Below are 20,755 nucleotides of genomic sequence, written 5' to 3'. Positions count from 1 at the left end.
AGGCTTAGTTATTGCAGTCTAGAGGCAATTGAAGATTCACAATATCCAAATGAAGGTTTCTATGATATGAAGGTACAATAATATACATGAATATCAAAAGGAGGATGTGACGGTTTGGTCGCATCCTCTCTTTATGATGTCATAGCTTGGTTGGCATTTTATGCTTTTTCCATGTCAGGGTCCATATAGTTTTGGGTGTTGTCCCCGCCAAGCAAGTCAAAGTCAAATTGTTGGCCAAGGCCTTGTATCATGGCTTTGTGGTAGACGTGCCCTGCAACAGCTACATCTAGCGCGCCAATACCAATTGGAATCACAATAGTGGTTGTTTTGTCATTGTGTTGAGGGGCGATTTCGCCTGTAGCTAGTTGGCCAAAGTCAGCTGTGATATCAGCTTCTGAGATATGGCCAGCATCATTTAAACTCTTTAAAGCGCCTCGATGAAGAGCTTGAGCCCTGTGGTCTACATAAATATAATCGGCGTTAACGATGATATCGTCTGTAATCTCACCTCGAGAACCCATTGGCATAATAATGGTACCTGGCTTAATCATATCACCCGTTATGAAGGGTTTAGTAGCACCTGTTACTGTGATAATGACATCATTATCTGTAGCTTCCTCAGGTTTATCTACGATAATAATTTCACCATCAATCAGATGAGCCACATCATCTCTAAAGGCTTCAGCGGTAGAGCGACGGTGGTTCCAAACAACTAGTCGGTTTATTTTATATCGTTTAGTGATGGCTAAGACTTGTGTTCGAGCTTGTGTACCTGCGCCAAACATCCCTACTGAGATAGATTCTCCTAAGTTAAAGTAAGAGAGTGCAACGGCTGTTTGCGCACCAGTTCTAAGATTCGTAATATAAGCGCCGTCCATAGCAGATAAAAAACGCCCAACGTGTGGGTCGAGTAATAAAATCATACCAGTCATATAAGGTAAACCAGCAGCATTACGACCACCATCGAAACCACCAATCCATTTCATGCCGGCCATATTTAACCAGTCAACATAAGCAGGCATGGCATTCATGAAGCCTTCATAATAGGGATAATTACCCGTTTCACCTAAGTCTAGATTCACCTTACTGGGATTGACGATTTTACCTTCGCCCATTTCTTGATAAGTTCTTTCGACAATATTGACAGTTTCTGCCATATCGATTAAGCTTCGGATGTCTTTAACATTCAGTAACAATGTCATTTAATCACTCCCTTATTTGATTGTTTTTAACCCATATGAGAAATACTGGGCGTATACGTGTGTGTATAGTTTAATAATAGCTATTTAGTCTAAAAAAGTAAAATAAATTTGAGCATGATCGCTTTAGCCGAATGTAGATTTATATAGACAATACATAGCGCTTGTATGTGGAAAGCTTTCTAAATCGAGTAGGAGGAATCTTTCGATTGTGTCTTTATGGATATAGCTATTTCTTACTCAGAAATATTGTAAGTAGCCGCACGGTAGTATTGTGCAACGCCATTTGGTTGATTGATCACATTTTCTAAGTTTGGATCAATTAAACTAGCATATGCGCCTTGGTAGATTGGGCTCACAGCTGCTGCATCTTCTACTAAGTATTTTTCAGCTGCTAGGAAACTATCCCAGCGTGCAGCAGGATCTAAAGCGTTTGTTGTTTTTCCTTCAGTCATTAATTCGTCATAAGTAGCATCTGAGAAGTCACCTGATGATAGTGACGAACCTGTTACAAAATAATCAAGGAAGGCAGTTGGATCGGCATACGATGGGTTATAGGTACCGTATACAATATCAAAATCTCCAGTCCCGGTGATTGCTTGACGAGATTTTAAAGGTACATTTCGAACGGTGACGGTTAAACCAGGTAGATTGGTTTGCAGTTGTGCTTGTAAGTATTCTGAAGTTGCTTTTGATGTGTCAGTATCAGACGTCAACAATTCGATTTCAACAGTATCTGTACCCAAATCTTCTAAAGCGAGTGCCCACTCTTCTTGAGCTGCTTCGATATCAAAAGGCATTAAGTCACCATTTTCTTCACGGAAGTCAATGCCTGATTCTGGGTCCGCTCCAAAATCAGCTGGTATCCAACCACCAGCAGGTTTAGAACCATCATCAAGGATAGCATCAACAAATCCTTCCCTATCATATGCCTGACTGATTGCGCGTCGGAAGTGAACATTGTCTGTAGGACTAGATTGCGAATTAAATTCCATGTACCCAATCATCCCTTTTGGATCAATGTGTAAGAATTCAGAGTCTTGATACTCTTGTACATAAGGTGTCGTAATTTCAGTATATTGAAGTTCTCCACCTTCAAATAAGTTTACATTTGTTGAGTTTTCTTTAGACATTACCCATTCGATTTGATCTAAATCGACATTTTCGGTATCCCAGTATTCATCATTCTTCGATAAAGTCCACTCAATTTCAGTTGAATTCCAATCACTGACTGTAAATGGGCCATTATAAACAGCGTTTTCTGCCGAGGTACCATAATCAGCACCTAATTCAGTTGCGACGTTATGGTTGACTGGTAGGAAGTAAGGTGTTGCCAGTAAGTCTGTAAAGTAAGTTGTAGGAGAGGCCAGGGTGATTTCCAACGTTTTATCATCAATGGCTTTGACCCCTAGTGTGTCTGGTTCAGCTTCACCGTTCGCGATAGCTTCCGCATTTTTTATGACATAGAATTTATTCGCATTACCACCAATTGTTTCTGGTGTAACTGTTTTTTTATAGGTGTAAACAAAATCTTCTGCAGTTACCGGGTCACCATTTGACCAATCTGCATCTTCACGGATTTTAAAAGTATACGTTAAGCCATCTTCTGAAACTGTTGGTTCCTCAGCAGCTACCCCTAATTCATTACGCCCATTATCCGCTGGACGATATAAACCTTCCATTACATTGGCAATCGTATTTTGACTTGGTGTGTCAGTTGAAGAGATACTATCAAGTGAAGCCAATTCGCCATTAACTGTCACCATGATATTCTTTGCTGTTTCTTCGTTTTCAGTCGACATGCCACCATTTCCACACGCTGTTAGCACAAGTGTAAATGCCGTCAGTGAAAGAATCCCCAATTTCTTCTTCATAAAACTCAACCTCTTTTCAATAGCATTATCATTCTTCCTATTACTATAACTTATTATTTGTGAAAAAAGGAGTAACTTGCTTAATGATTGACTGATTAAAAGACGGTCACTATTGATAAGAAAAAAAGAAGGTGAGACAAGAGTCGTTTAGAATTGCCATTTTGGGAAGTAGCAAACAATGCTGACTTTTGAAACCTGATGATAAATCTTTTTATATAGCAAAGAGAGGCTGAGATATTTTTGCCCAGCCTCTTATATTTACTACTATTTCTGGTTTAAACAGATTTAAGATTTGTTTATTTCTTTCTCTTTCGCTCATCCATCCCAGCTTCTAACTTCAAACGATTAGCAGTCGAGCGTCTAAATAGAGCTTTTAATTGTTCACGATCATCTGTTTTGATAGCTTCTTTAATTAAATTAAGTTGTATTTCAAAGTCTTGGATGGATTGTAAGAGGTAAGTTTTATTATCGATAAAGAGTTCACTCCACAAATCTTCATTGATTTTAGCAATCCTTGTTAGTTCTGGGTAAGAATCACCAGTGAACTTTCCAGTTTCGCGTTTTTCATGGTCTGAATTCATTAATGATATCGCAATGGCATGCGGTAATTGTGAAGTAAAAGAAATCATTTGATCATGAAAGCTAGCTGAAACACGGTTAACCTTACCAAAACCAATTTCTGTAGCTAAACCTTCGATTTTTTTCAAAGTATCTTCATGGTTCGCTTCCGTTGGTGTGATTAGGAAATTCGCACCTTGAAATACTGATCCCTGAGCATAGGCTATGCCACGATTTTCCCTACCAGCCATTGGATGGGTATAAACAACTTCGATATTTTCAGGTAGAACAGTAGCCATTTCAGCCATGAATGTCTCTTTGATGCCGGTTGTATCCATTAAGATGCTGCCATCTTTAAAGAAATTATGGTTAGCTTGGATAAATTTTACGGCAGTTTTTGGATATAAGGCCATAATCGTTAAATCTAATTCGGGCAAGATGCTATCACCAGTTAAGAACCCTTCCTTGATGATACCCATATTCACTGCAGTATCCAGTGTTTCTTGGTTATGATCAATTCCATAGATATTTTGATAGCCTGCAGATTGTAATGCCTCTGCGAAAGAACCCCCAATTACACCTAAACCTACTATCCCAATTTTCATCATAATACTCCTAACTGTATGCGTATGTTATATTGTTTCATAATAACATGTAGACTGATACATTTGTTAGCGTTTCTCTGGGAAATGTAAGGTAAATGTTGCATAATTTACGCAATAACATATATATATAAAGAAACGATAAGTAGTCAATCTGACTTTTATCCCTATATTAAAAAATAAAAAAAGCCAATGCAGTGGGATGCATTGGCAGTCGTAAATAAATTGAGATGAATACGTACGTGACATATCTACTCTAATTGTATTATTGCATTTTTTGCCACTTTAAGTCAAACTATTTTTTGATTACTTTGAAATCTTTTTTTGCCAGTAGATAAGCAATACCCCATAAGACGATGATCGAGAGGGATATTGCAACAAAAATATACCAAGCTATAGTATATGCAGTAGCTTCAGCAATGGATGCAGCCATGAATGAACCAAACATCATTCCTAAGAATAGGAATTGGTTGACTAAACCAAATACACGAGTGGAAGTTTGTGCTGAGAAAATGGCAGAAATAAGTAAAGGCACCAGTACTGTGGCATTTGCATTACCCAAACCAAATAGGATTGCTATTAGAATTGCAAAGCCATAGGAAGTTGTACTAGCTGCAAGGAAATAAGCAAATGCTAATAGGATAGAAGACCAAATGGTGGCCGAAACAGTGCCCAATTTATCTGCAATAATACCCATAGATAATTTACCTAAGATACCAATGGCAGAATAAACGGAGATAATAACTGCCCCCTGTTGTGGACCATGTAAACTTTGCATGAATGGTGGGAACTGACCTAAACCAGCGTTATTAGCCAAGCCTACGAATATAGCACCTAATAGTAATAAAATGAAGAATGGCTTATGTAGTGATTCTTGCATTGTAAATGGTACGCGGGAATTGAATTTGGCGTCATGATCATTGTGATTATTTGAATGAACTGTGCCTAAAGCTTCTAAATTTTTATCTTTAGGTTTCGAAACGAAAATGAATTGCCCAATACCTAAAGTGATGATTAACATAATAGCCCCATATGTCATATAAGTAGCCCGCCACCCAATAGAATGTATTAGGCTTGTCACGATTGGGCTCCATATAATCCCACCAACCCCTAAACCTGCAAGGGCAATAGATAGGGCTAAACCACGTTTTTCGATGAACCAAGTAGATATTAAGATAGACATGGCCATAGCTGAAGTGGTTAAGAAACCAAATCCTACGATGATAGATAATAGGTAAAACATCCAGACATTCGTTACTAAACCAAATGACATGTAAGCTAAACCATAGATAAGGGAACCGATTAAAAAAACTTTTTTGAAGTTTTTTGCCAGTAAGCTTGATACCCAAGAAGACAATAGGACTGAAACACTTAAAATTAAGATATTAGAAATAGAGAATTGGCTACTAGAAATATTTAGCGCATCGGTGACAGCATTTTGGTAAATATTTGCTATCGCAACGCCTGCTGGTCCAGTAACTGACAAGACTAAAACCGCACCGAAGACTATTTTCCACCCATAAAACATTTGATTACTTTTCATTTATTTCCTCCTATATTAAACTGGATTTAGACAGAAACTAATGGAAGAAAAGACCAGTGTATAAAAATTGTGATTTTTGCACATTGGGCATCTCTTGCTTGTATAAAAATCCTGATGCAGTTTGATTGTATCCTCTTATATAGTAATATTTCAATGCTTTTTTCAATTTAAAGATTACTTGTTAGTCTTTGGAATGGTTGCATTTATTGTTTTTTGAGATTGGTGAGTTTTTTCACTAGTATATTTAAATGAAATTTATCATATTGTTAATATTTTTCTATTTTGTCATTATGATACAATAGACTTAAATGATAGAAATCCTATAAGTAAACTATTTAATAAACTGCAGGATAAAAGGAGAGTATAGATGGCTATTCTAGTTACGGGTGGTACTGGTTATATCGGTTCCCACACAACAATTGAATTAATCCAAGCTGGATATGATGTCGTCATTGTGGATGATTATTCAAATAGTAAACCAGTTGTTTTGGAGCGAATTGAACAAATTTCTGGTACACGTCCACGTTTTTATGAGGCAAATGTTTTAGATAAGGAAGCTTTAACACATATTTTTGAAGTAGAAAATATTGAAGCGGTTATTCATTTTGCAGCCTTTAAAGCAGTAGGTGAGTCTGTTGCTAAACCGATCAAATATTATGATAATAATCTAGGTGGGTTGGTATCAGTTTTAGAAGTTATGCAAGAGTTTAATGTGCGTAAAATTGTGTTCTCTTCGTCTGCTACTGTTTACGGTATGGACAACGAATCACCATTAACTGAAGATTTACCAACAAGTGCAACTAACCCATATGGCTATACTAAGGTAATGAATGAGCAAATTTTACGAGATTTAGCTGTGGCAGATGATAAGTGGTCAATCATGATCTTACGTTACTTTAATCCAATTGGTGCGCACGCATCAGGTTTAATCGGAGAAGATCCAACAGATATTCCCAATAACTTGATGCCTTATATTACTCAAGTAGCTATTGGTAAACGCGACCACCTTTCAGTATTTGGTAGTGACTATCCTACACATGATGGTACTGGTGTCCGTGACTATATTCATGTAGTTGATCTAGCAAAAGGACACGTTGCTGCAATTAAACATGCCCTAGTTCATGAAGGTGTTGAAATAGTTAACCTAGGTACTGGTATTGGTTATTCAGTGTTAGACTTAGTCAATACATTTGTGGAACAAAACGGGGTCGAAGTGCCATATGAATTAGTGGACCGTCGTCCTGGCGATGTTGCTTCGAATTATGCAGATGCATCTTATGCTCAATCATTATTAGGCTGGACAGCAGAACATGATCTAGCAGATATGTGTCGAGATTCATGGAAATGGCAATCAAATAATCCAAACGGTTATGACCAAGACTAAAGCGTTATGTTTAATGGGAGCCTATGAAGGAATTCGAAGGCTTCTTTTTAGCTATGCTATAGAGAGGTCATTATTATATTTTGTAACACAACTGCAATCTATGGGTAATCTATAAGTTAAATTGTATGGGTATTATTATGCTATAATATGAGGCATATGCTTGAGGATTATGGCGTTTACTTTCGAATATACGCATTATAGTTGGGATTAACTTATTTTAAGCGTATGCGATATGTGGTAAAAAGGTGTGTAGGATATTTATAGCACATTTGACCACATCATTTCTTTTTTTAAGGTGGGGGAATTACTATGCCAGCATGGCTAGGTGAATTTAGAGATAAGTGGCAAGCGCAATCTCGATCAACGCAATATACAGTTGTGGGCATTTTGATTGCTGCTATAGTATTGATGATTATTCCGTGGAGAGCATCGGCTGAAGAAGGGAACCCTTTAGGTGTACAGGTCGATTCCAAACCATTAAGTGGTTCAGATTATTATTCAGCAGAACCGTTAACAACTAAGGGGAATGGTGCTGGTATATCTCTAGGGGATTCAAGTAGCACTTCAAGTGAAGACACTTCAGTTGAAGCATCTGTGGCATTAACCAAAGATGCGAATTACAGTACAGATTTAGCAAGTTTAACAGCGGAATATGAAGAAAATACAGCATCATTAGCTCAGTCAAGAGCAAATGATCCTTCTTATACAGCACCAAGTGTATCATCTAGTTCTTTATCGTCTTCGTCATCGAATGCTTCAAGCGCTAGCTCATCATCAGATGACAGCACGAGTGAAAGTAGTCAGACGGATTCAGTTGGCACGTACACAGTTCAATCAGGTGATAATGCGTACCGAATTGCAACCAACAATGGGTTAACTTTGGATGAATTTCTATCATTGAACGGTAAAACGGAAGCTTCAGTAACCCCAGGTGAAGTAGTTCGTATACAATAAGTGAATTTTATGTGAGTTTGTGCTAAAAGCGGTGTCTTTGGTCGAATTTACTAGCAATTATAGTGAAAAAGTTGTATTCTTATGTAGGTAATTTTTGTATAGGTTAGATTTATAAGTAATTTATAACTCATATCAAATAATTTGCAGTATAATATATAGTAAGTAAGGAGGGCTGAACATGGAAGAATTAAAAATTGCGAATGCACAGCCACGTGAAGCGGCTCGTCAAAAAGCAACACAAAACGCAGCAGAGATCCTTTTAGAAATTCGTAGTAAACGCGGTATTTCTCAAGCGCGTCTAGCAGAAATCTCTGGACGTAAACAAAGCTACATTTCACGTGTAGAATCAAGACAACAAAATATTTCTCTAGCAACATTACAAGAAATCGTTGACGCTGTTGGCGGAAACTTAGTTGTCAAAGTTGAATTGTAGTTCTGAATAATTAATAACAATCAATTTAGAAAAGTCGTATTCGTTTGTGACCCCTGAAGTTCCATAAACGAATGCGACTATTTTTTTATAGCAAAAAGGGGTGTGACCATAATATCGCCCCCCCTATTTAAATATGTTGAATTGTATATTATTAGCAAAAAATAATTATCTATATCCATAAAAGAGAACTGGCTAATCTGTCCAGTTCTCTCTTGATAATGCGCTTATGCTTCTGTAGGTGTAGTGTAAATTTCTTGAACTTTTCGGTTTACGTAACGGCCTGAAACAGCTGAGTGAAAGATATTTTGACGGTCATCATTGACAAAAGCTTCTGTAGCGATAAAAGCGTTTAAAGTTGCTTCTACTGATGCTGCATCTAGGTCAGGTTTCGGATTTTTGATCGTTACGGTACGTGTTTTGTTGTCAGCAGTTTTAAATTTTAATTCAAATACATTTGTTTCTTCAATCATAATATTCCTCCTTTTGGACAATAGGGACAGGTAACTTGTTCATTAAATGATTAATCAGTAATGATATAACGCTCAACTACAGCCGCACCAGTAAATGGATCTTCAACTAAGTTAGAAAGGGCAATAGCTAAATCATTTAATTTTCCAGTATCTGGATTTTCGATTAAACCGTTCAATGTGATACGATTTTCTTTTTCTGTGTCAACATTCAAGTATGTTAATTCTAATTTTGCAGATTCAAAGTTTTTCATAGATAAACCCTCCAATATTTGTTTTGTAAGCCCTCCGGATGACTTACACTAATAAGAACGATGGTTGAGAGAAAAGTGACAAGCTAATTGTAGAAACTGTGACCTAACCTTTTCCTATGCTAGAATATATAGAGAATATCGGGATTTTTAAGGAGGGATAATAGGATGACTGAAAAAAAACACGGCCCAATGAAATTATCTGATATAGGGGATAAAAGTACGCCATCAAAGCCCTTGACGAGTAAAAGGAATGAGCCAGTTCATGAGAAAGATAGATCAAAAAAAGTTGGACAGTCTGTACCAAGTGCGGATAGCTTGGCCTCCGATTTACTAGCTAAAGCTGAAGGGCTTAGAACTAAGAAAGCAGCGTCCCTTTTTCAAGAAGAAAAAAGCCAAGTAGAAACCAATGAAAAACAGGTGCTGACTGGAGAAATTACGGCTATTGAAGTACAGAAGAATAAGAAACGGTTTAATATTTATATCAAGGGTCAGTTTGCCTTCGGGGTCAGTGAAAATACTTTGGTGAAATTTGCCTTGCATAAGGGGCAAGTTTTAGACCAAGCTTTTATCACAGATATCCAGCAAGTGGATAAAGAAGATTATGCTTATCAGCTAGCGGTTCGGTTTTTGAGTTATCAACTTCGATCCGAAAAAGAGGTAAAAGATAAGTTAACGGAAGCAGAAATTGAACCGGATGTAATGGCAAAAGTGATTAAAAAATTAAAAGCTGTGAAACTAATTGATGATACAATGTTTGGGCAAGCCTATACAAGAACGGCGATGAATATTAATAAAAAAGGTCCTAATGTCATAGCGAGAGAATTGAAAAATAAGGGACTAAGAGAAGAAGAGATTGATAAGTCTTTAAAAGAATATGACCGAGCTACAGAAGTGGAAAATGCTTATACTATTGCAGAAAAGTATTTTAAAAAACAACTAAGGAAGGGATCTCATCGCAACGCTAGCCAGAAGACGAATCAATACTTAGTACAAAAGGGTTTTGATAGTGATCTGATTCAGGAATTAATGCAGCGATTGGCAGAACATTATCAAGATGAAAACCAAGAACTCGCGGTTTTACATAAAGATTTGGACAAGTATATGCGACGATATAAAAAACTATCGGGCAAGGAATTGATCTTTAAGGTTAAAGGAATGCTCTATAATAAAGGTTATCCTTTGGACTTGATCAACCAAGCTCTTTGGGAATATGAGGAAGATATTTAAGACAAATATAAAGTAGAAGAGGAAGGGAATCAGTGACTGAAGTAAATCAAGACATCGATTTATCTTTATATATAAATCAATCCGCCATTCAGGACTTGGGCCCAGTAATAGAAGGTGTTCAAGTGTGGGGACCGGTAACTAATCAAGCTTTTAGGAAAACTTTCTTAGAGTGGTACGATAAGGAAAGTCGTCGGTTGCCTTGGCGTGAATCTAAAGATCCATACCGGATTTGGGTATCGGAAATCATGCTACAACAAACCCGAGTGGAAACTGTAATTGACTATTATGCCCGTTTTCTATCTGCTTTCCCGACTATAAAAGATTTGGCAGAAGCTAAAGAAGACCAATTGTTAAAAGTGTGGGAAGGCTTGGGTTACTACTCTAGAGTTCGTAATATGCAGGTGGCTGCGCAACAAATTATGAATGATTATGATGGTATTTTTCCAGACAATTTAGCGGATATCAAAAAGTTGAAAGGGATAGGTCCTTATACAGCAGGTGCTATTGGTTCGATTGCTTTCAACATCCCAGTACCAGCTATTGACGGAAATGCCATGCGTGTAATTGCTCGTTTGTTTATGATTAATGCAGATATACAAAAACCTGCCAACCGAAAAATATTTGAAGCTGTGGGACAATATTTAGTCGATCCAGACCGACCAGGAGATTTTAATCAAGCAATTATGGACTTAGGTTCTTCATTTGAAACACCTAAGAAAGCTATGCCAGAGCTATCTCCACTGCGAGATTATACTTTAGCAACACTAACAGGTACCACCGATACTTACCCAATCAAAAGTAAAAAAGCCAAAGCGAAACCTGTTTATTATCAAGCCCTGATATTACAAAACGCTAAAGGGCAAGTATTAATTGAGAAAAGGACGCAACACAAATTGCTGAATAACCTTTGGACCGTACCCTTAATTGAATTAGGAACAAAAGCTAATCAGGATCTGCCCATAACTGAAAAATCAGATTTTTTACTCGCTGAAAGTAAGCAAAATTACGGTATTTCACCAATTTTTATGCGTAAGGAAATTGACCAAGTTAAACATGTCTTCACGCATCTGATCTGGCATATTCAATTAGCTTACGGACAATTAACAGGTGAAGACGAACAACGGATAAATATGCTCATCGCTTCTGGTGAAGAAGATTATGCCTGGGTCGCACCACATCAATTTGAAGATTATGCCTTCCCAACTGTCCAAATGAAAGTTTGGCAAGCATATGAAAATTATCAAGAAATGCAGAAAAATAAATAAACAAAAGGCTACGACTGTATGAGTCGTAGCCTTTTGTGTAAATTGTCGTGAATATTCAGGATGGTTTAAGTCTTCTGCTGTGACGGTCTAAGTCCACCACCAATCGCTCAAATACACACCTCTAGCATATCACCACAGTCTTTATCTACATATTGACTATTACTATGATTTACTTCTTGCGTTTGTGACTTAGTTGACAATAGCGTTCGTACCAAATATCTACATACTCTTTAGAAAAAGGCCCTTTTTCTTCATTAATCCAACGTACAAGCTCTTGAACGTTATCTTTTAAAATAGCATCTATATCAGACGAATAGCCCATTAATTGGCGATGGTCTTTATACTCATCTACGTCTAATAATTTCCGCTTACCATCTGGAAAAATCTTGATATCTAAATCATAATCGATGTATTTCAAGGCTTCATCATCCAATACGTAAGGGGACGCTAAATTACAATAATAAGATACACCGTTCGGACGAATCATTGTAATAATATTGAACCAATAGTGTTTATGAAAATATAGTAAGGCGGGTTCTCTAGTCACCCATCGTCTACCGTCAAAATCAACAACCAAAGTATGATCATTGCAGGCAATGATACTTTGGTCGCTTGTTTTTAAAACCATAGAATCTCGCCAAGTGCGATGTAAAGAACCATCGTGCTTGTAGCTTTTGACTGTGATGAATTCACCTTCTTTAGGGTTTCTCATCACTAAACCTACTTTCTACACCTAGCTAGGTTGTAACATAAAATATTATAGCATAATGAAAAATGAAAAAGTAGGCTAATTGCCTACTTGAATATTCTTTAAAAAACCTAAAAGATTTCATTCAGTTTAGCTTCATTTTGTTATATGATAGAATAATAATGGGAAAAGTTTGTATAAAGGAGCTCAAGTATGAATAGAAAATCAAATAGAAACCAGATGATTTTGACAGCAGTCTTTATTGTCATTTCATTGGTATTAGTGGGAGGTAGCTATTTTGTTTATCGATCACGTCAGCAAAATATGTTAGCAGATCAAGCAAGTACATTTTCATCAATGTCTGTAGACATGAATCAAACAGCATCAAGTACACAAGCAGAATACGATCCAGAAGAAATGGTGAAAGCTTTTGCAGATAATCGTGGTGAAACAACGGCATTACATTATTTATATTATCTGCAAAGTGTTGAACAAGTACCAACTATCTCTATCGCTCGTACACAAGCAGATCAAGAGGATTGGACAACGACTATATCAGATCGTTTGAAGAAAATTGAATTTGAAGAAACAGCGGTTTATTCAATTGACTGGGCAGATATGACAAGTGCAGATGCCGTAGAGCAATACTCAGGCAGCTTAACTGAAGCAAATCCACAATTAGTGATTATTCCAACTTTTGTAGAGGAAGATTATGAAGCTGGTATCTCTGAAGAAGAGCATTCAGATAATATTGAAGAATTATTTAACACTATTCGTATGGATCTACCTTCAGCGCTAATCATATTTGCACAATATCCAGCATCTAGTCAAGAAATGACTGAGGATGAAGATTATGTGGCATACAATGATCATACCTTATCTGCAATGCAAGATGCAGGCTACAATGTTTATGATATCAACACAGCCTATAGTGAAGCACGAGATAAATCAGAGAAACTAAACCTTGAAAATAGTTTTACAGATGAAGGGTTCTCTCAAGATGCTAGTTTATTAATGGCCAACACATTGATGACACAAATTGAGGATATACAAATCAATGCGACTGATGGATATGATGGCAAAAATGAAGATGTAAAAGCAATGCAAGCAGAACTTGATGCGCAAGCAGAATCAGAATCTATTGCAGCAGAAGAAGCGGCAGCAGCTGAAGCAGAGGCTGAATCTATTGCGGCAGAAGAGCAAGCTTCAATAGACGCTGAAAATGCATCCATTGCAGAATCAGAGTCTATCGCAGCAGAAGAAGCGGCGGCAGCCGAAGCAGCATCAATTTCAGCATCTATCGCATCAGAAGAAGCAGCTAACGATTACAACTATTCTGCATCAGAATCTGAGTATAGATGGTCTGCGCCAGTAGAAGAACCATCTTCAAATGAAGCAGTTGATTCGCCATCAGAAAGCGTTATAGATGATGGATCATCAGAGGAAGCAACATTATCTGAATAATTTTTACATATCAGTTTAAGAAAACATCTTAAAAGGAGTCGATATTCATAAGTTGTCCAAGCCATGGTTGTCTGGTAGTGGGCAATAGGGAAATCACCTTTTAAGGTGTTTTTTGTAGTCTTTTAGACTAAAAATCGATAAAATAAATGTGATAAACTGAATATAAATGAATCGTTTTTCGATTTGAAGAAAAGAGGCAATCATGGTAGAAAATATTCTAACTATCCAAGAGATTTTTGATTTAAGTGAAACAACTGATCCAGAATTAATTAGTCTACGAATGCGCGAAACCATGAAATCTGAGGATTTTGATAAGGCCTATTATTATAGTGGCTTTCTTGGTTGTGCATATTCCAAAGCGAGCACACTGCTACGTCTTTGGACACCGATAGCCATTGGTGTTGAATTGCTCTTATATGTATCGGATACATCGGATGAATATGAGGCAATCCAGATGACGAAAGAGCCAGATACGGGTACCTATTCAATTCTTTTGGAAGGGGATTATAAGAATACACCGTACATGTATCGAATTAGCTTCCCTAATTCAACTGTTGAAATTACACAAGATCCATATTCAAAAGCTGTAACCGTTAATGGTGCTCGGTCTGTAATTGTAGATTTGCAAGAGGGTTATCCTGAAAATTGGGAAAATGACAAGCGTCCACCCTTTGTTCATGCAAGTGATGCTATTATTTATGAAGCTAGTGTTCGTGACTTAACCGCTAATATCAATTCAGGTGTAGTGAAAGAAAAACGCGGGAAATTTGCTGGTCTTAGTCAAACTGGTACGAAAACAGCCAATAACTTTCCAACGGGTTTAGATTATATTGCTGACCTAGGAATTACCCATTTACAATTAATGCCAATGGCAGATTTTGTGACTGTAGATGAATTATCTGACCGCCCTGATAATTATAACTGGGGTTATGATCCTATGCACTATAATGTGCCGGAGGGTTCGTATTCTATGTCGCCTCGTGATCCTATTGCTAGGTTAAAAGAAATGCGCGAGATGATACAGACCCTACATAAAAAAGGGATTCGTGTCGTAATGGACGTTGTCTATAATCATGTCTATGAACATGAACGTCATCCCTTAGGTTTAACTGTGCCATACTATTATTTCCGTTATAACAAGAATGGTGACTTGTCGAATGGCTCAGGCGTTGGGAATGAGACAGACTCAACGCGGTTAATGTTTCGTCGGTATATGATTGAATCAATTGTATATTGGGCTGAGGAATTTCATATTGATGGTTTCCGATTTGATTTAATGGGCTTACATGATATCGAAACATTAAATCTTATTCGCGAAGCTTTGGATAAAGTTGATCCATCTATCTTGATGTATGGAGAAGGGTGGGACTTGGAAACCCTTTTATCTTCAGATAAAAAAGCTATCCTTCGAAATGCTTATAAAACATCACGCATTTCATACTTTAACGACCAATTGCGAGATCAAATGCGTGGATCTGATTATGGAGATGCCACTGATTCAGGTTTTATTAGTGGGAAATTTATGACTGAACAAGCTGTTCTTGCTTCTTACTTAGGTGGCGGAAATTTGTCGAAACGTGATGCAAATGTAACTCAACCCCAACAACTGATTCAATATATTGAGGTACATGATAACTATACTTTACGGGATAAAATTGCTTTATCCCACGGAGAAGAACCGGTAAGCCTACGAAAAAGAAGGCAGCTTTTAGGTAACAGTATCATTGCTTTATCGGCTGGAATTCCATTCTTTCATAGTGGACAAGAGTTCTTTCGAACTAAGCATGGTGTAAGAGATTCCTATAATGCAGGTGATAAGATTAATAATATAGACTGGGATTTAATGGCTGCTAATTTTGAGGCTGTGACCTATTTCAAGGGGTTACTTGCATTACGGAAGAAATACCCATTCTTCACAGAGAGGAATCAAGATCTATTCTTTAAAAATGCAACCATCATCAAATCGGACTACCAAATTATTGGTGTGCATTACCATGGTCTAGGGCATGAGTTGGTGATCATATTTAATGGGCAATTGAATGATGTCTCTGTATGGATACCAGAAGGGAGCTGGCGCCCAATAGCTCGGGATAATCAAATGGTGGATGAGGACTTTGTCGAATTAGAGAAAGGTAATGCAAATGTTACAGTGCCAATACTATCGACATTAATTTTAGAACGAGTAGCGTAGACCATCATACTATGTCTAATTGTAGTGTTCATTATGATTGAAAATCATTCAAATGATTAAACAAATCAAGAAAGGAGGTCAAGACGTTTTGTCTTGACCTCCTTTCTTGGTAAATATAGACATTGTAAATATTGACATGTATATGTTTTTAACTTTCAATACCTTCTAGTGAATCTGCTTGATAGTCATCTTCGTCATGGTGAATTCTATATGAACGAATTAGGGTATTTAATTTAATCAAAGATTCCTCGTAAGATACTAATTGACCTGTGATTAACATTAAGGCATTTGAACGTTCGAATTCTTCTGGGGTAGCTGTTTGTTTGATGGCAGCATACTCAAAAATAGAATCCATTAAATCTTGACGATAAACTTGAGTGGGTTGGAAGAAATTTACTTCTAAAGGTGAAATCCGACCATCAAATTTCAAGAATATTTGCTCATGGGCAGAACATAAAGTTTCAATTCGTTCACGGATTTGTATCCGTAACTCATCTGGTAACTGGAACATCACATTTGTATGGATATGTAGAACAGATAACAGAGCTAAAGCTTCTTCTAATGAGATGATTAAAGCCCGAAAAACAACTAGTTTTCTTTTTAACATAGGTAGTTTTTGTTTAGACCAAACATTTTCATCTTTTAATAATGCAAATAGTTTGTGAGCTTGTTTTATCCGGTTTTCAGCCCAGGATATATCTGAAGTAAGGGTAGAGTACTCACCGTTTTTCCTGAGTATCGCCCTTAAGCGTACTAAGATTTCACTAGAAGTTTTATTTACTTCTTCATATAAAATAGCATCATATTTTGGAGGTAGAACAAAAACATTCACCAGTAAAGAAACAGTAACACCGAGTAAGGATTCAACTACACGCGCGATTGCAGAGGTGATGATCATATCTTGGTCACGCAACATAATAACTACAAGCGTGATTGTCGCTAAAATAATGACGTTTGCCATGTTTAAGGTACGTAAAATACCGATAAACAACGTTACAGTCACGCCAATAATAATGGGGGAGTTTCCGAAGAAGTAGACCATGATTACAGCAACGATTCCTCCCAATATGGCTGCTATAACTCGATTGAAGAAGGTATCGATAGACCCTCTAACCGTTTGTTGCAAACCGATGATGGCAGTAAAGGCTGGGATGACAGGTTCAACAAAGGGTAACCAATTAGCGAGTAAGATGCTGAGTGTTACGCCAAGGCCTGTCTTAAACATCCTTGCACCAAGTTTCATTTTTAATTCAATCCTTTTTAATGTTCTTCATCATATATAGTAACTCTTCAATTTTCATATTACTAGTTAATAGCCGTTAAAACTAGCAATAAAGGTAAATTTTTATCAATTTATATAAATTATAAACTTTCCGATTTTTCAATACCGGCAATCATCGTTTCAATAATTGTTGAGCGTAGATTCATCGATTCAGCGGTACGCACTTCTTCAATAGTTGTTCCGCCAGGAGTACATACAGCGTCTTTTAAAGCACCTGGATGTAAATCAGATTCAATTGCTAACTGAGCAGCACCTTTGACTGCTTGTTTTGCAAAGGCCAAGGCTTGGGATCTAGTTAGTCCTTTTGCCACACCAGCATCCGCCATTGCTTCAATAATCATAAAGATAATCGCTGGACTAGATCCTGCAATACCCGTGAAGGCATCTAGTTGATTTTCGGTTAATTGCTCAGCAGATCCGAAAGTATTTAGGATTTGCATAATCAAGCTTTGGTCATTCGTAGACAGGTTTTGGTTAAAGACCACACCGGAGATCCCTTCTCCAACTTGTGCAGGAATATTTGGCATCACTCGAGCAAATTTCACATGGTTACCTAATTGTTCAGCTGCGTTCGTTAAGCTATAGCCGGTAGCAACTGAAATCACTATCGTTTCATTTGTGATTACAGGCTTCACCTCATTTACCACATCTTTCATCAAATAAGGTTTTACTGCAAGGATAATGACATCTGCTCCCTTAGCTGTTTCTTGGTTATCTGTTAAAATAGGGATGCCATATTTAGCTGAGTCAGATTCAGCTTTTTCTGGGTTAGCACGTGAGCCAATAATGAGTTGGTTATCAATGTTGTCTGCTTTCACTAAGCCGTTTAAGATAGCTGTACCCATATTTCCTAAACCGATAATAGCAATTTTTTTATTGATTTGTTTCATAAATGCGCCTTCCTTCTTTAAATGAATCACAAGTTCATTAAAACAACTTCATTTTAGCATAAATTCCGTAGTTTCACGACTAACGAAAAGTACCTATGATTCAATTCAACTTTCGTTATAATAAAGTTACCAAAAAAAGGAGCGAATCACTTTAATGTTTCCGATACACTATATAAAAGATATATTTAGTCCAGCTAATATTTTCTACCATCGCTATTTAATGACTTGGTGGAAATCAGTACTTGTGATGATTTTATGGTCGATTATGATGACTTGGCCATTTGTAAGTCATTTTCAACCTGTTGAAGATAGTGCTGTTAATAATGCCTTTGAAGAATTACATACGATCATACCGGATGAAACTGCTAGTGTGCTATCGAATTTTACTTATGAGAATGGTACGTTTGAGTCAGACCAGACCGATATAGTGATAGATGGTGACCAAATGCAGTTAGTTATTTTACCAAGTGCTGATAACTTGGATGGCTACTTGAAAGGTAATGATAAACTATTACTAATACTTCCAGATCAATTCGTCTATCAAACGGATAAAGAAACCCGCTACACAGCTAATCTACCATTAAATTTTGCGGATTACTTAGAGGATAATGACGCTTTAATAGAAAGTTTACGCGTAAGCTATCAAACTGAAGTAAATACACAAAGTCGCCAGATTCTGGTGATGACGCGTCAGCTGACAATTTTTATACTTGGACTAGGTGGTTTGCTATTAATTACCTCTCGATTAAATATCTTACAAAAAAATCAGTTTCATGATTTGTTCTCTTTCCAATATTGTTTAGGAATGGTAGCAACAGCTATGGGGTTGCCAGCTATACTCTCCATTGCTATTGGATTCTTTATGCCAACGGTAGTTATTATGATTCCTATATTATGGATTGGTACCATTACGATGTTATATCTATCTTACCGACAAACGAAATTCATTCGAACAGATGCAATCTAAATGAATGGATAACAATATTCAATTAACAGAGCGCTTTTATTTTAAAAACTTATTAAAGAAAGTATAATGTTAGTTAGTTATAAACAAACGTTTTCTTTGAGCGATTCGGAGGAATTTATATGAAAAAAATCTCACTAGGTAAAAGCGGTATATCAGTACCCAATCTAGCGGTAGGGTGTATGCGTATTGAAGGGAAATCTGTTGCTGAGGTCCAAGAAATTATTCAACGATCTTATGATGCGGGATTAACTTTCTTTGATCATGCAGATATCTACCTTCAAGAAAGAGGCGGAGCAGAGAAATTATTTGGAGAAGCTTTCGCGGGTCTCGATATACCGAGAGAAAATATTATCTTACAGTCAAAAGTAGGTATCTATCTACCAGACACTTATCATAATAATGAGCGCAATTTCTTTGATCTATCTAAAGAACATATATTGCAGTCCGTAGATGAATCATTAGAGAGATTACAAACAGACTATTTAGATATTCTGTTACTACATCGCAATGATGCCTTATGGGAACCAAAGGAAATAGCTGAAGTTTTTGATATTTTAGAAACTAGTGGAAAAGTTCGAAACTTTGGCGTGAGTAATCATACACCAATTCAGATTGAATTATTGAAGAAATATGTTAAGCAAGATTTAGTAGCAAACCAAATTCAGCTTTCACCAGCTCACACGCTTGCGCTTGATTATGGATTCAGTGTAAATACTAAAACTGAAGAAGGGTTAAATCGAGGAGGGGAATTAATCGATTATGCCCGATTGCATGATATGGCTATTCAAGCATGGTCACCAATTCAAGGTGAAAATGGTGTATTTTTCAATGATTCAAATTATAAAACCTTGAATGATAAATTAACTGAAATCGGTAGCCGTTATGGATTGGATAATGAAGCTGCTGCTATCGCATGGTTGCTAAGGATTCCTGATAATACGCAAGTAGTTTTAGGTACAACCAATATTGATCGTATGTTAAATTATGCTAAAGCAAGTGACGTTCAATTTACACGTCAAGAATGGTATGAAATATATCAAAGCGCTGGAAACCGATTGCCTTAATTAACTATTAAAACTGAGAGAACGCAGATCTATCAACGGGTTTGCGTTCTTTTTATAATTGAATAAACAATTTTTTGTATTTTATTGATTTTATACTTGTATAGAATTAAATTACTTGCTATAATACTCTTTACGGAAATAGTTCTTACAGGAATATTTCAACAAAATATTTTTGAACAATACTAGTTGACAGAGTGATCTGCAACATGGTATTGTTAGGTAGTTGTCAAGAAGCTATGTCAGTTCTCGAGACAAGTAAAAATATTTAAAAAAACTATTGACAAGATATCAGAATTTAAGGTATGATGTCCAAGTCGCTTCAAAAAAACAACAAAACGTTAAAAAAACTTTTTAAAGTTTCGCTTGACAGTTGTTGAATGAAGATGATATATTATAAAAGTTGCTAAATGAAGCAACGAGATAGACCTTTGAAAACTGAACAAAGAAGA

The 20,755-nt window shown here is 36.8% G+C and carries 18 protein-coding genes; 9 read left to right on the top strand and 9 right to left on the bottom strand.

The window, feature by feature from the left end; all coding sequences use genetic code 11:
• Positions 1–158: 158 nt before the first annotated feature.
• The 4 genes from HMPREF3116_RS00535 to HMPREF3116_RS00520 form a co-directional block, all read right to left on the bottom strand.
• Positions 159–1,202: an ornithine cyclodeaminase family protein gene (locus HMPREF3116_RS00535; RefSeq protein WP_070466873.1), complete on the bottom strand. Its 1,044-nt coding sequence runs from the start codon at positions 1,200–1,202 to the stop codon at positions 159–161.
• Positions 1,203–1,435: 233 nt separating this feature from the next.
• Positions 1,436–3,073, bottom strand: coding sequence for a peptide ABC transporter substrate-binding protein (locus HMPREF3116_RS00530; RefSeq protein ID WP_070466872.1), 1,638 nt, complete (start codon positions 3,071–3,073; stop codon positions 1,436–1,438).
• A 296-nt stretch (positions 3,074–3,369) separates the two neighbouring features.
• The gene (locus HMPREF3116_RS00525; protein WP_070466870.1) at positions 3,370–4,236 is read right to left on the bottom strand and encodes a prephenate dehydrogenase; all 867 of its coding nucleotides are present in this window, start codon (positions 4,234–4,236) and stop codon (positions 3,370–3,372) included.
• A gap of 292 nt (positions 4,237–4,528) precedes the next feature.
• Positions 4,529–5,776, bottom strand: a complete 1,248-nt coding sequence (locus HMPREF3116_RS00520; RefSeq protein WP_070466868.1) for an MFS transporter — start codon at positions 5,774–5,776, stop codon at positions 4,529–4,531.
• 367 nt (positions 5,777–6,143) lie between these two features.
• On the opposite strand from HMPREF3116_RS00520, the gene galE reads away from it, so the two are divergent.
• The 3 genes from galE (at position 6,144) to HMPREF3116_RS00505 (ending at position 8,547) form a co-directional block, all read left to right on the top strand.
• Entirely contained in the window at positions 6,144–7,160 is a 1,017-nt protein-coding gene (gene galE, locus HMPREF3116_RS00515) for a UDP-glucose 4-epimerase GalE (RefSeq protein WP_070466867.1), read from the top strand.
• Positions 7,161–7,469: 309 nt separating this feature from the next.
• Positions 7,470–8,114: a LysM peptidoglycan-binding domain-containing protein gene (locus HMPREF3116_RS00510; RefSeq protein WP_070466865.1), complete on the top strand. Its 645-nt coding sequence runs from the start codon at positions 7,470–7,472 to the stop codon at positions 8,112–8,114.
• Positions 8,115–8,292: 178 nt separating this feature from the next.
• A complete protein-coding gene (locus HMPREF3116_RS00505) occupies positions 8,293–8,547 on the top strand; it encodes a helix-turn-helix domain-containing protein (protein ID WP_003141237.1) in 255 nt (84 codons plus the stop codon).
• 224 nt (positions 8,548–8,771) lie between these two features.
• On the opposite strand, the gene HMPREF3116_RS00500 is transcribed toward HMPREF3116_RS00505, so the two are convergent.
• Together HMPREF3116_RS00500 and HMPREF3116_RS00495 are read right to left on the bottom strand one after the other, a co-directional pair.
• A complete protein-coding gene (locus tag HMPREF3116_RS00500; protein WP_070466863.1) occupies positions 8,772–9,017 on the bottom strand; it encodes a DUF2922 domain-containing protein in 246 nt (81 codons plus the stop codon).
• A gap of 50 nt (positions 9,018–9,067) precedes the next feature.
• Positions 9,068–9,268 (bottom strand): hypothetical protein, encoded by a 201-nt coding sequence (locus tag HMPREF3116_RS00495; RefSeq protein WP_070466861.1) that lies wholly within the window; start codon positions 9,266–9,268, stop codon positions 9,068–9,070.
• 165 nt (positions 9,269–9,433) lie between these two features.
• On the opposite strand from HMPREF3116_RS00495, the gene recX reads away from it, so the two are divergent.
• The gene (gene recX, locus HMPREF3116_RS00490; RefSeq protein ID WP_070466859.1) at positions 9,434–10,495 is read left to right on the top strand and encodes a recombination regulator RecX; all 1,062 of its coding nucleotides are present in this window, start codon (positions 9,434–9,436) and stop codon (positions 10,493–10,495) included.
• A 32-nt stretch (positions 10,496–10,527) separates the two neighbouring features.
• Positions 10,528–11,760, top strand: a complete 1,233-nt coding sequence (gene mutY, locus HMPREF3116_RS00485; RefSeq protein ID WP_070466857.1) for an A/G-specific adenine glycosylase — start codon at positions 10,528–10,530, stop codon at positions 11,758–11,760.
• A 169-nt stretch (positions 11,761–11,929) separates the two neighbouring features.
• Here the strand turns inward: mutY and HMPREF3116_RS00480 are convergent, their stop codons facing one another.
• The gene (locus HMPREF3116_RS00480) at positions 11,930–12,472 is read right to left on the bottom strand and encodes a nucleoside tri-diphosphate phosphatase (RefSeq protein ID WP_070466855.1); all 543 of its coding nucleotides are present in this window, start codon (positions 12,470–12,472) and stop codon (positions 11,930–11,932) included.
• A gap of 189 nt (positions 12,473–12,661) precedes the next feature.
• Here HMPREF3116_RS00480 and HMPREF3116_RS00475 point away from each other — a divergent pair, with 189 nt between their 5' ends.
• Positions 12,662–13,912 (top strand): adhesin, encoded by a 1,251-nt coding sequence (locus tag HMPREF3116_RS00475; RefSeq protein ID WP_070466854.1) that lies wholly within the window; start codon positions 12,662–12,664, stop codon positions 13,910–13,912.
• A gap of 202 nt (positions 13,913–14,114) precedes the next feature.
• Positions 14,115–16,103 (top strand): type I pullulanase, encoded by a 1,989-nt coding sequence (gene pulA / locus HMPREF3116_RS00470; RefSeq protein ID WP_070466852.1) that lies wholly within the window; start codon positions 14,115–14,117, stop codon positions 16,101–16,103.
• 148 nt (positions 16,104–16,251) lie between these two features.
• On the opposite strand, the gene HMPREF3116_RS00465 is transcribed toward pulA, so the two are convergent.
• Together HMPREF3116_RS00465 and proC are read right to left on the bottom strand one after the other, a co-directional pair.
• On the bottom strand, positions 16,252–17,346 hold the full coding sequence (locus HMPREF3116_RS00465) for an FUSC family protein (RefSeq protein ID WP_070466850.1): 1,095 nt from the start codon (positions 17,344–17,346) through the stop codon (positions 16,252–16,254).
• Between the two features lie 119 nt (positions 17,347–17,465).
• The gene (gene proC / locus HMPREF3116_RS00460; protein WP_083272696.1) at positions 17,466–18,275 is read right to left on the bottom strand and encodes a pyrroline-5-carboxylate reductase; all 810 of its coding nucleotides are present in this window, start codon (positions 18,273–18,275) and stop codon (positions 17,466–17,468) included.
• A gap of 154 nt (positions 18,276–18,429) precedes the next feature.
• On the opposite strand from proC, the gene HMPREF3116_RS00455 reads away from it, so the two are divergent.
• Positions 18,430–19,242 (top strand): DUF1189 family protein, encoded by an 813-nt coding sequence (locus tag HMPREF3116_RS00455; RefSeq protein ID WP_246819001.1) that lies wholly within the window; start codon positions 18,430–18,432, stop codon positions 19,240–19,242.
• A gap of 119 nt (positions 19,243–19,361) precedes the next feature.
• Positions 19,362–20,306: an aldo/keto reductase gene (locus HMPREF3116_RS00450; protein WP_070466848.1), complete on the top strand. Its 945-nt coding sequence runs from the start codon at positions 19,362–19,364 to the stop codon at positions 20,304–20,306.
• Positions 20,307–20,755 lie beyond the last annotated feature (449 nt).

Source organism: Aerococcus sp. HMSC10H05 (genome assembly GCF_001806975.1).
In the GTDB taxonomy this organism is placed as follows: domain Bacteria; phylum Bacillota; class Bacilli; order Lactobacillales; family Aerococcaceae; genus Aerococcus; species Aerococcus viridans_B.
Note: the sequence above shows the minus strand (reverse complement) of the source record. Positions and strands in the feature narration are given on the sequence as shown.

Excerpts from the sequence above, each read along its gene's own strand:
- HMPREF3116_RS00535 (WP_070466873.1), bottom strand. The coding sequence starts at position 1,202 with ATGACATTGTTACTGAATGTTAAAGACATCCGAAGCTTAATCGATATG.
- HMPREF3116_RS00530 (WP_070466872.1), bottom strand. The coding sequence starts at position 3,073 with ATGAAGAAGAAATTGGGGATTCTTTCACTGACGGCATTTACACTTGTG.
- HMPREF3116_RS00525 (WP_070466870.1), bottom strand. The coding sequence starts at position 4,236 with ATGAAAATTGGGATAGTAGGTTTAGGTGTAATTGGGGGTTCTTTCGCA.
- HMPREF3116_RS00520 (WP_070466868.1), bottom strand. The coding sequence starts at position 5,776 with ATGAAAAGTAATCAAATGTTTTATGGGTGGAAAATAGTCTTCGGTGCG.
- galE (WP_070466867.1), top strand. The coding sequence starts at position 6,144 with ATGGCTATTCTAGTTACGGGTGGTACTGGTTATATCGGTTCCCACACA.
- HMPREF3116_RS00510 (WP_070466865.1), top strand. The coding sequence starts at position 7,470 with ATGCCAGCATGGCTAGGTGAATTTAGAGATAAGTGGCAAGCGCAATCT.
- HMPREF3116_RS00505 (WP_003141237.1), top strand. The coding sequence starts at position 8,293 with ATGGAAGAATTAAAAATTGCGAATGCACAGCCACGTGAAGCGGCTCGT.
- HMPREF3116_RS00500 (WP_070466863.1), bottom strand. The coding sequence starts at position 9,017 with ATGATTGAAGAAACAAATGTATTTGAATTAAAATTTAAAACTGCTGAC.
- HMPREF3116_RS00495 (WP_070466861.1), bottom strand. The coding sequence starts at position 9,268 with ATGAAAAACTTTGAATCTGCAAAATTAGAATTAACATACTTGAATGTT.
- recX (WP_070466859.1), top strand. The coding sequence starts at position 9,434 with ATGACTGAAAAAAAACACGGCCCAATGAAATTATCTGATATAGGGGAT.
- HMPREF3116_RS00480 (WP_070466855.1), bottom strand. The coding sequence starts at position 12,472 with ATGAGAAACCCTAAAGAAGGTGAATTCATCACAGTCAAAAGCTACAAG.
- HMPREF3116_RS00475 (WP_070466854.1), top strand. The coding sequence starts at position 12,662 with ATGAATAGAAAATCAAATAGAAACCAGATGATTTTGACAGCAGTCTTT.
- pulA (WP_070466852.1), top strand. The coding sequence starts at position 14,115 with ATGGTAGAAAATATTCTAACTATCCAAGAGATTTTTGATTTAAGTGAA.
- HMPREF3116_RS00465 (WP_070466850.1), bottom strand. The coding sequence starts at position 17,346 with ATGAAACTTGGTGCAAGGATGTTTAAGACAGGCCTTGGCGTAACACTC.
- proC (WP_083272696.1), bottom strand. The coding sequence starts at position 18,275 with ATGAAACAAATCAATAAAAAAATTGCTATTATCGGTTTAGGAAATATG.
- HMPREF3116_RS00455 (WP_246819001.1), top strand. The coding sequence starts at position 18,430 with ATGTTTCCGATACACTATATAAAAGATATATTTAGTCCAGCTAATATT.
- HMPREF3116_RS00450 (WP_070466848.1), top strand. The coding sequence starts at position 19,362 with ATGAAAAAAATCTCACTAGGTAAAAGCGGTATATCAGTACCCAATCTA.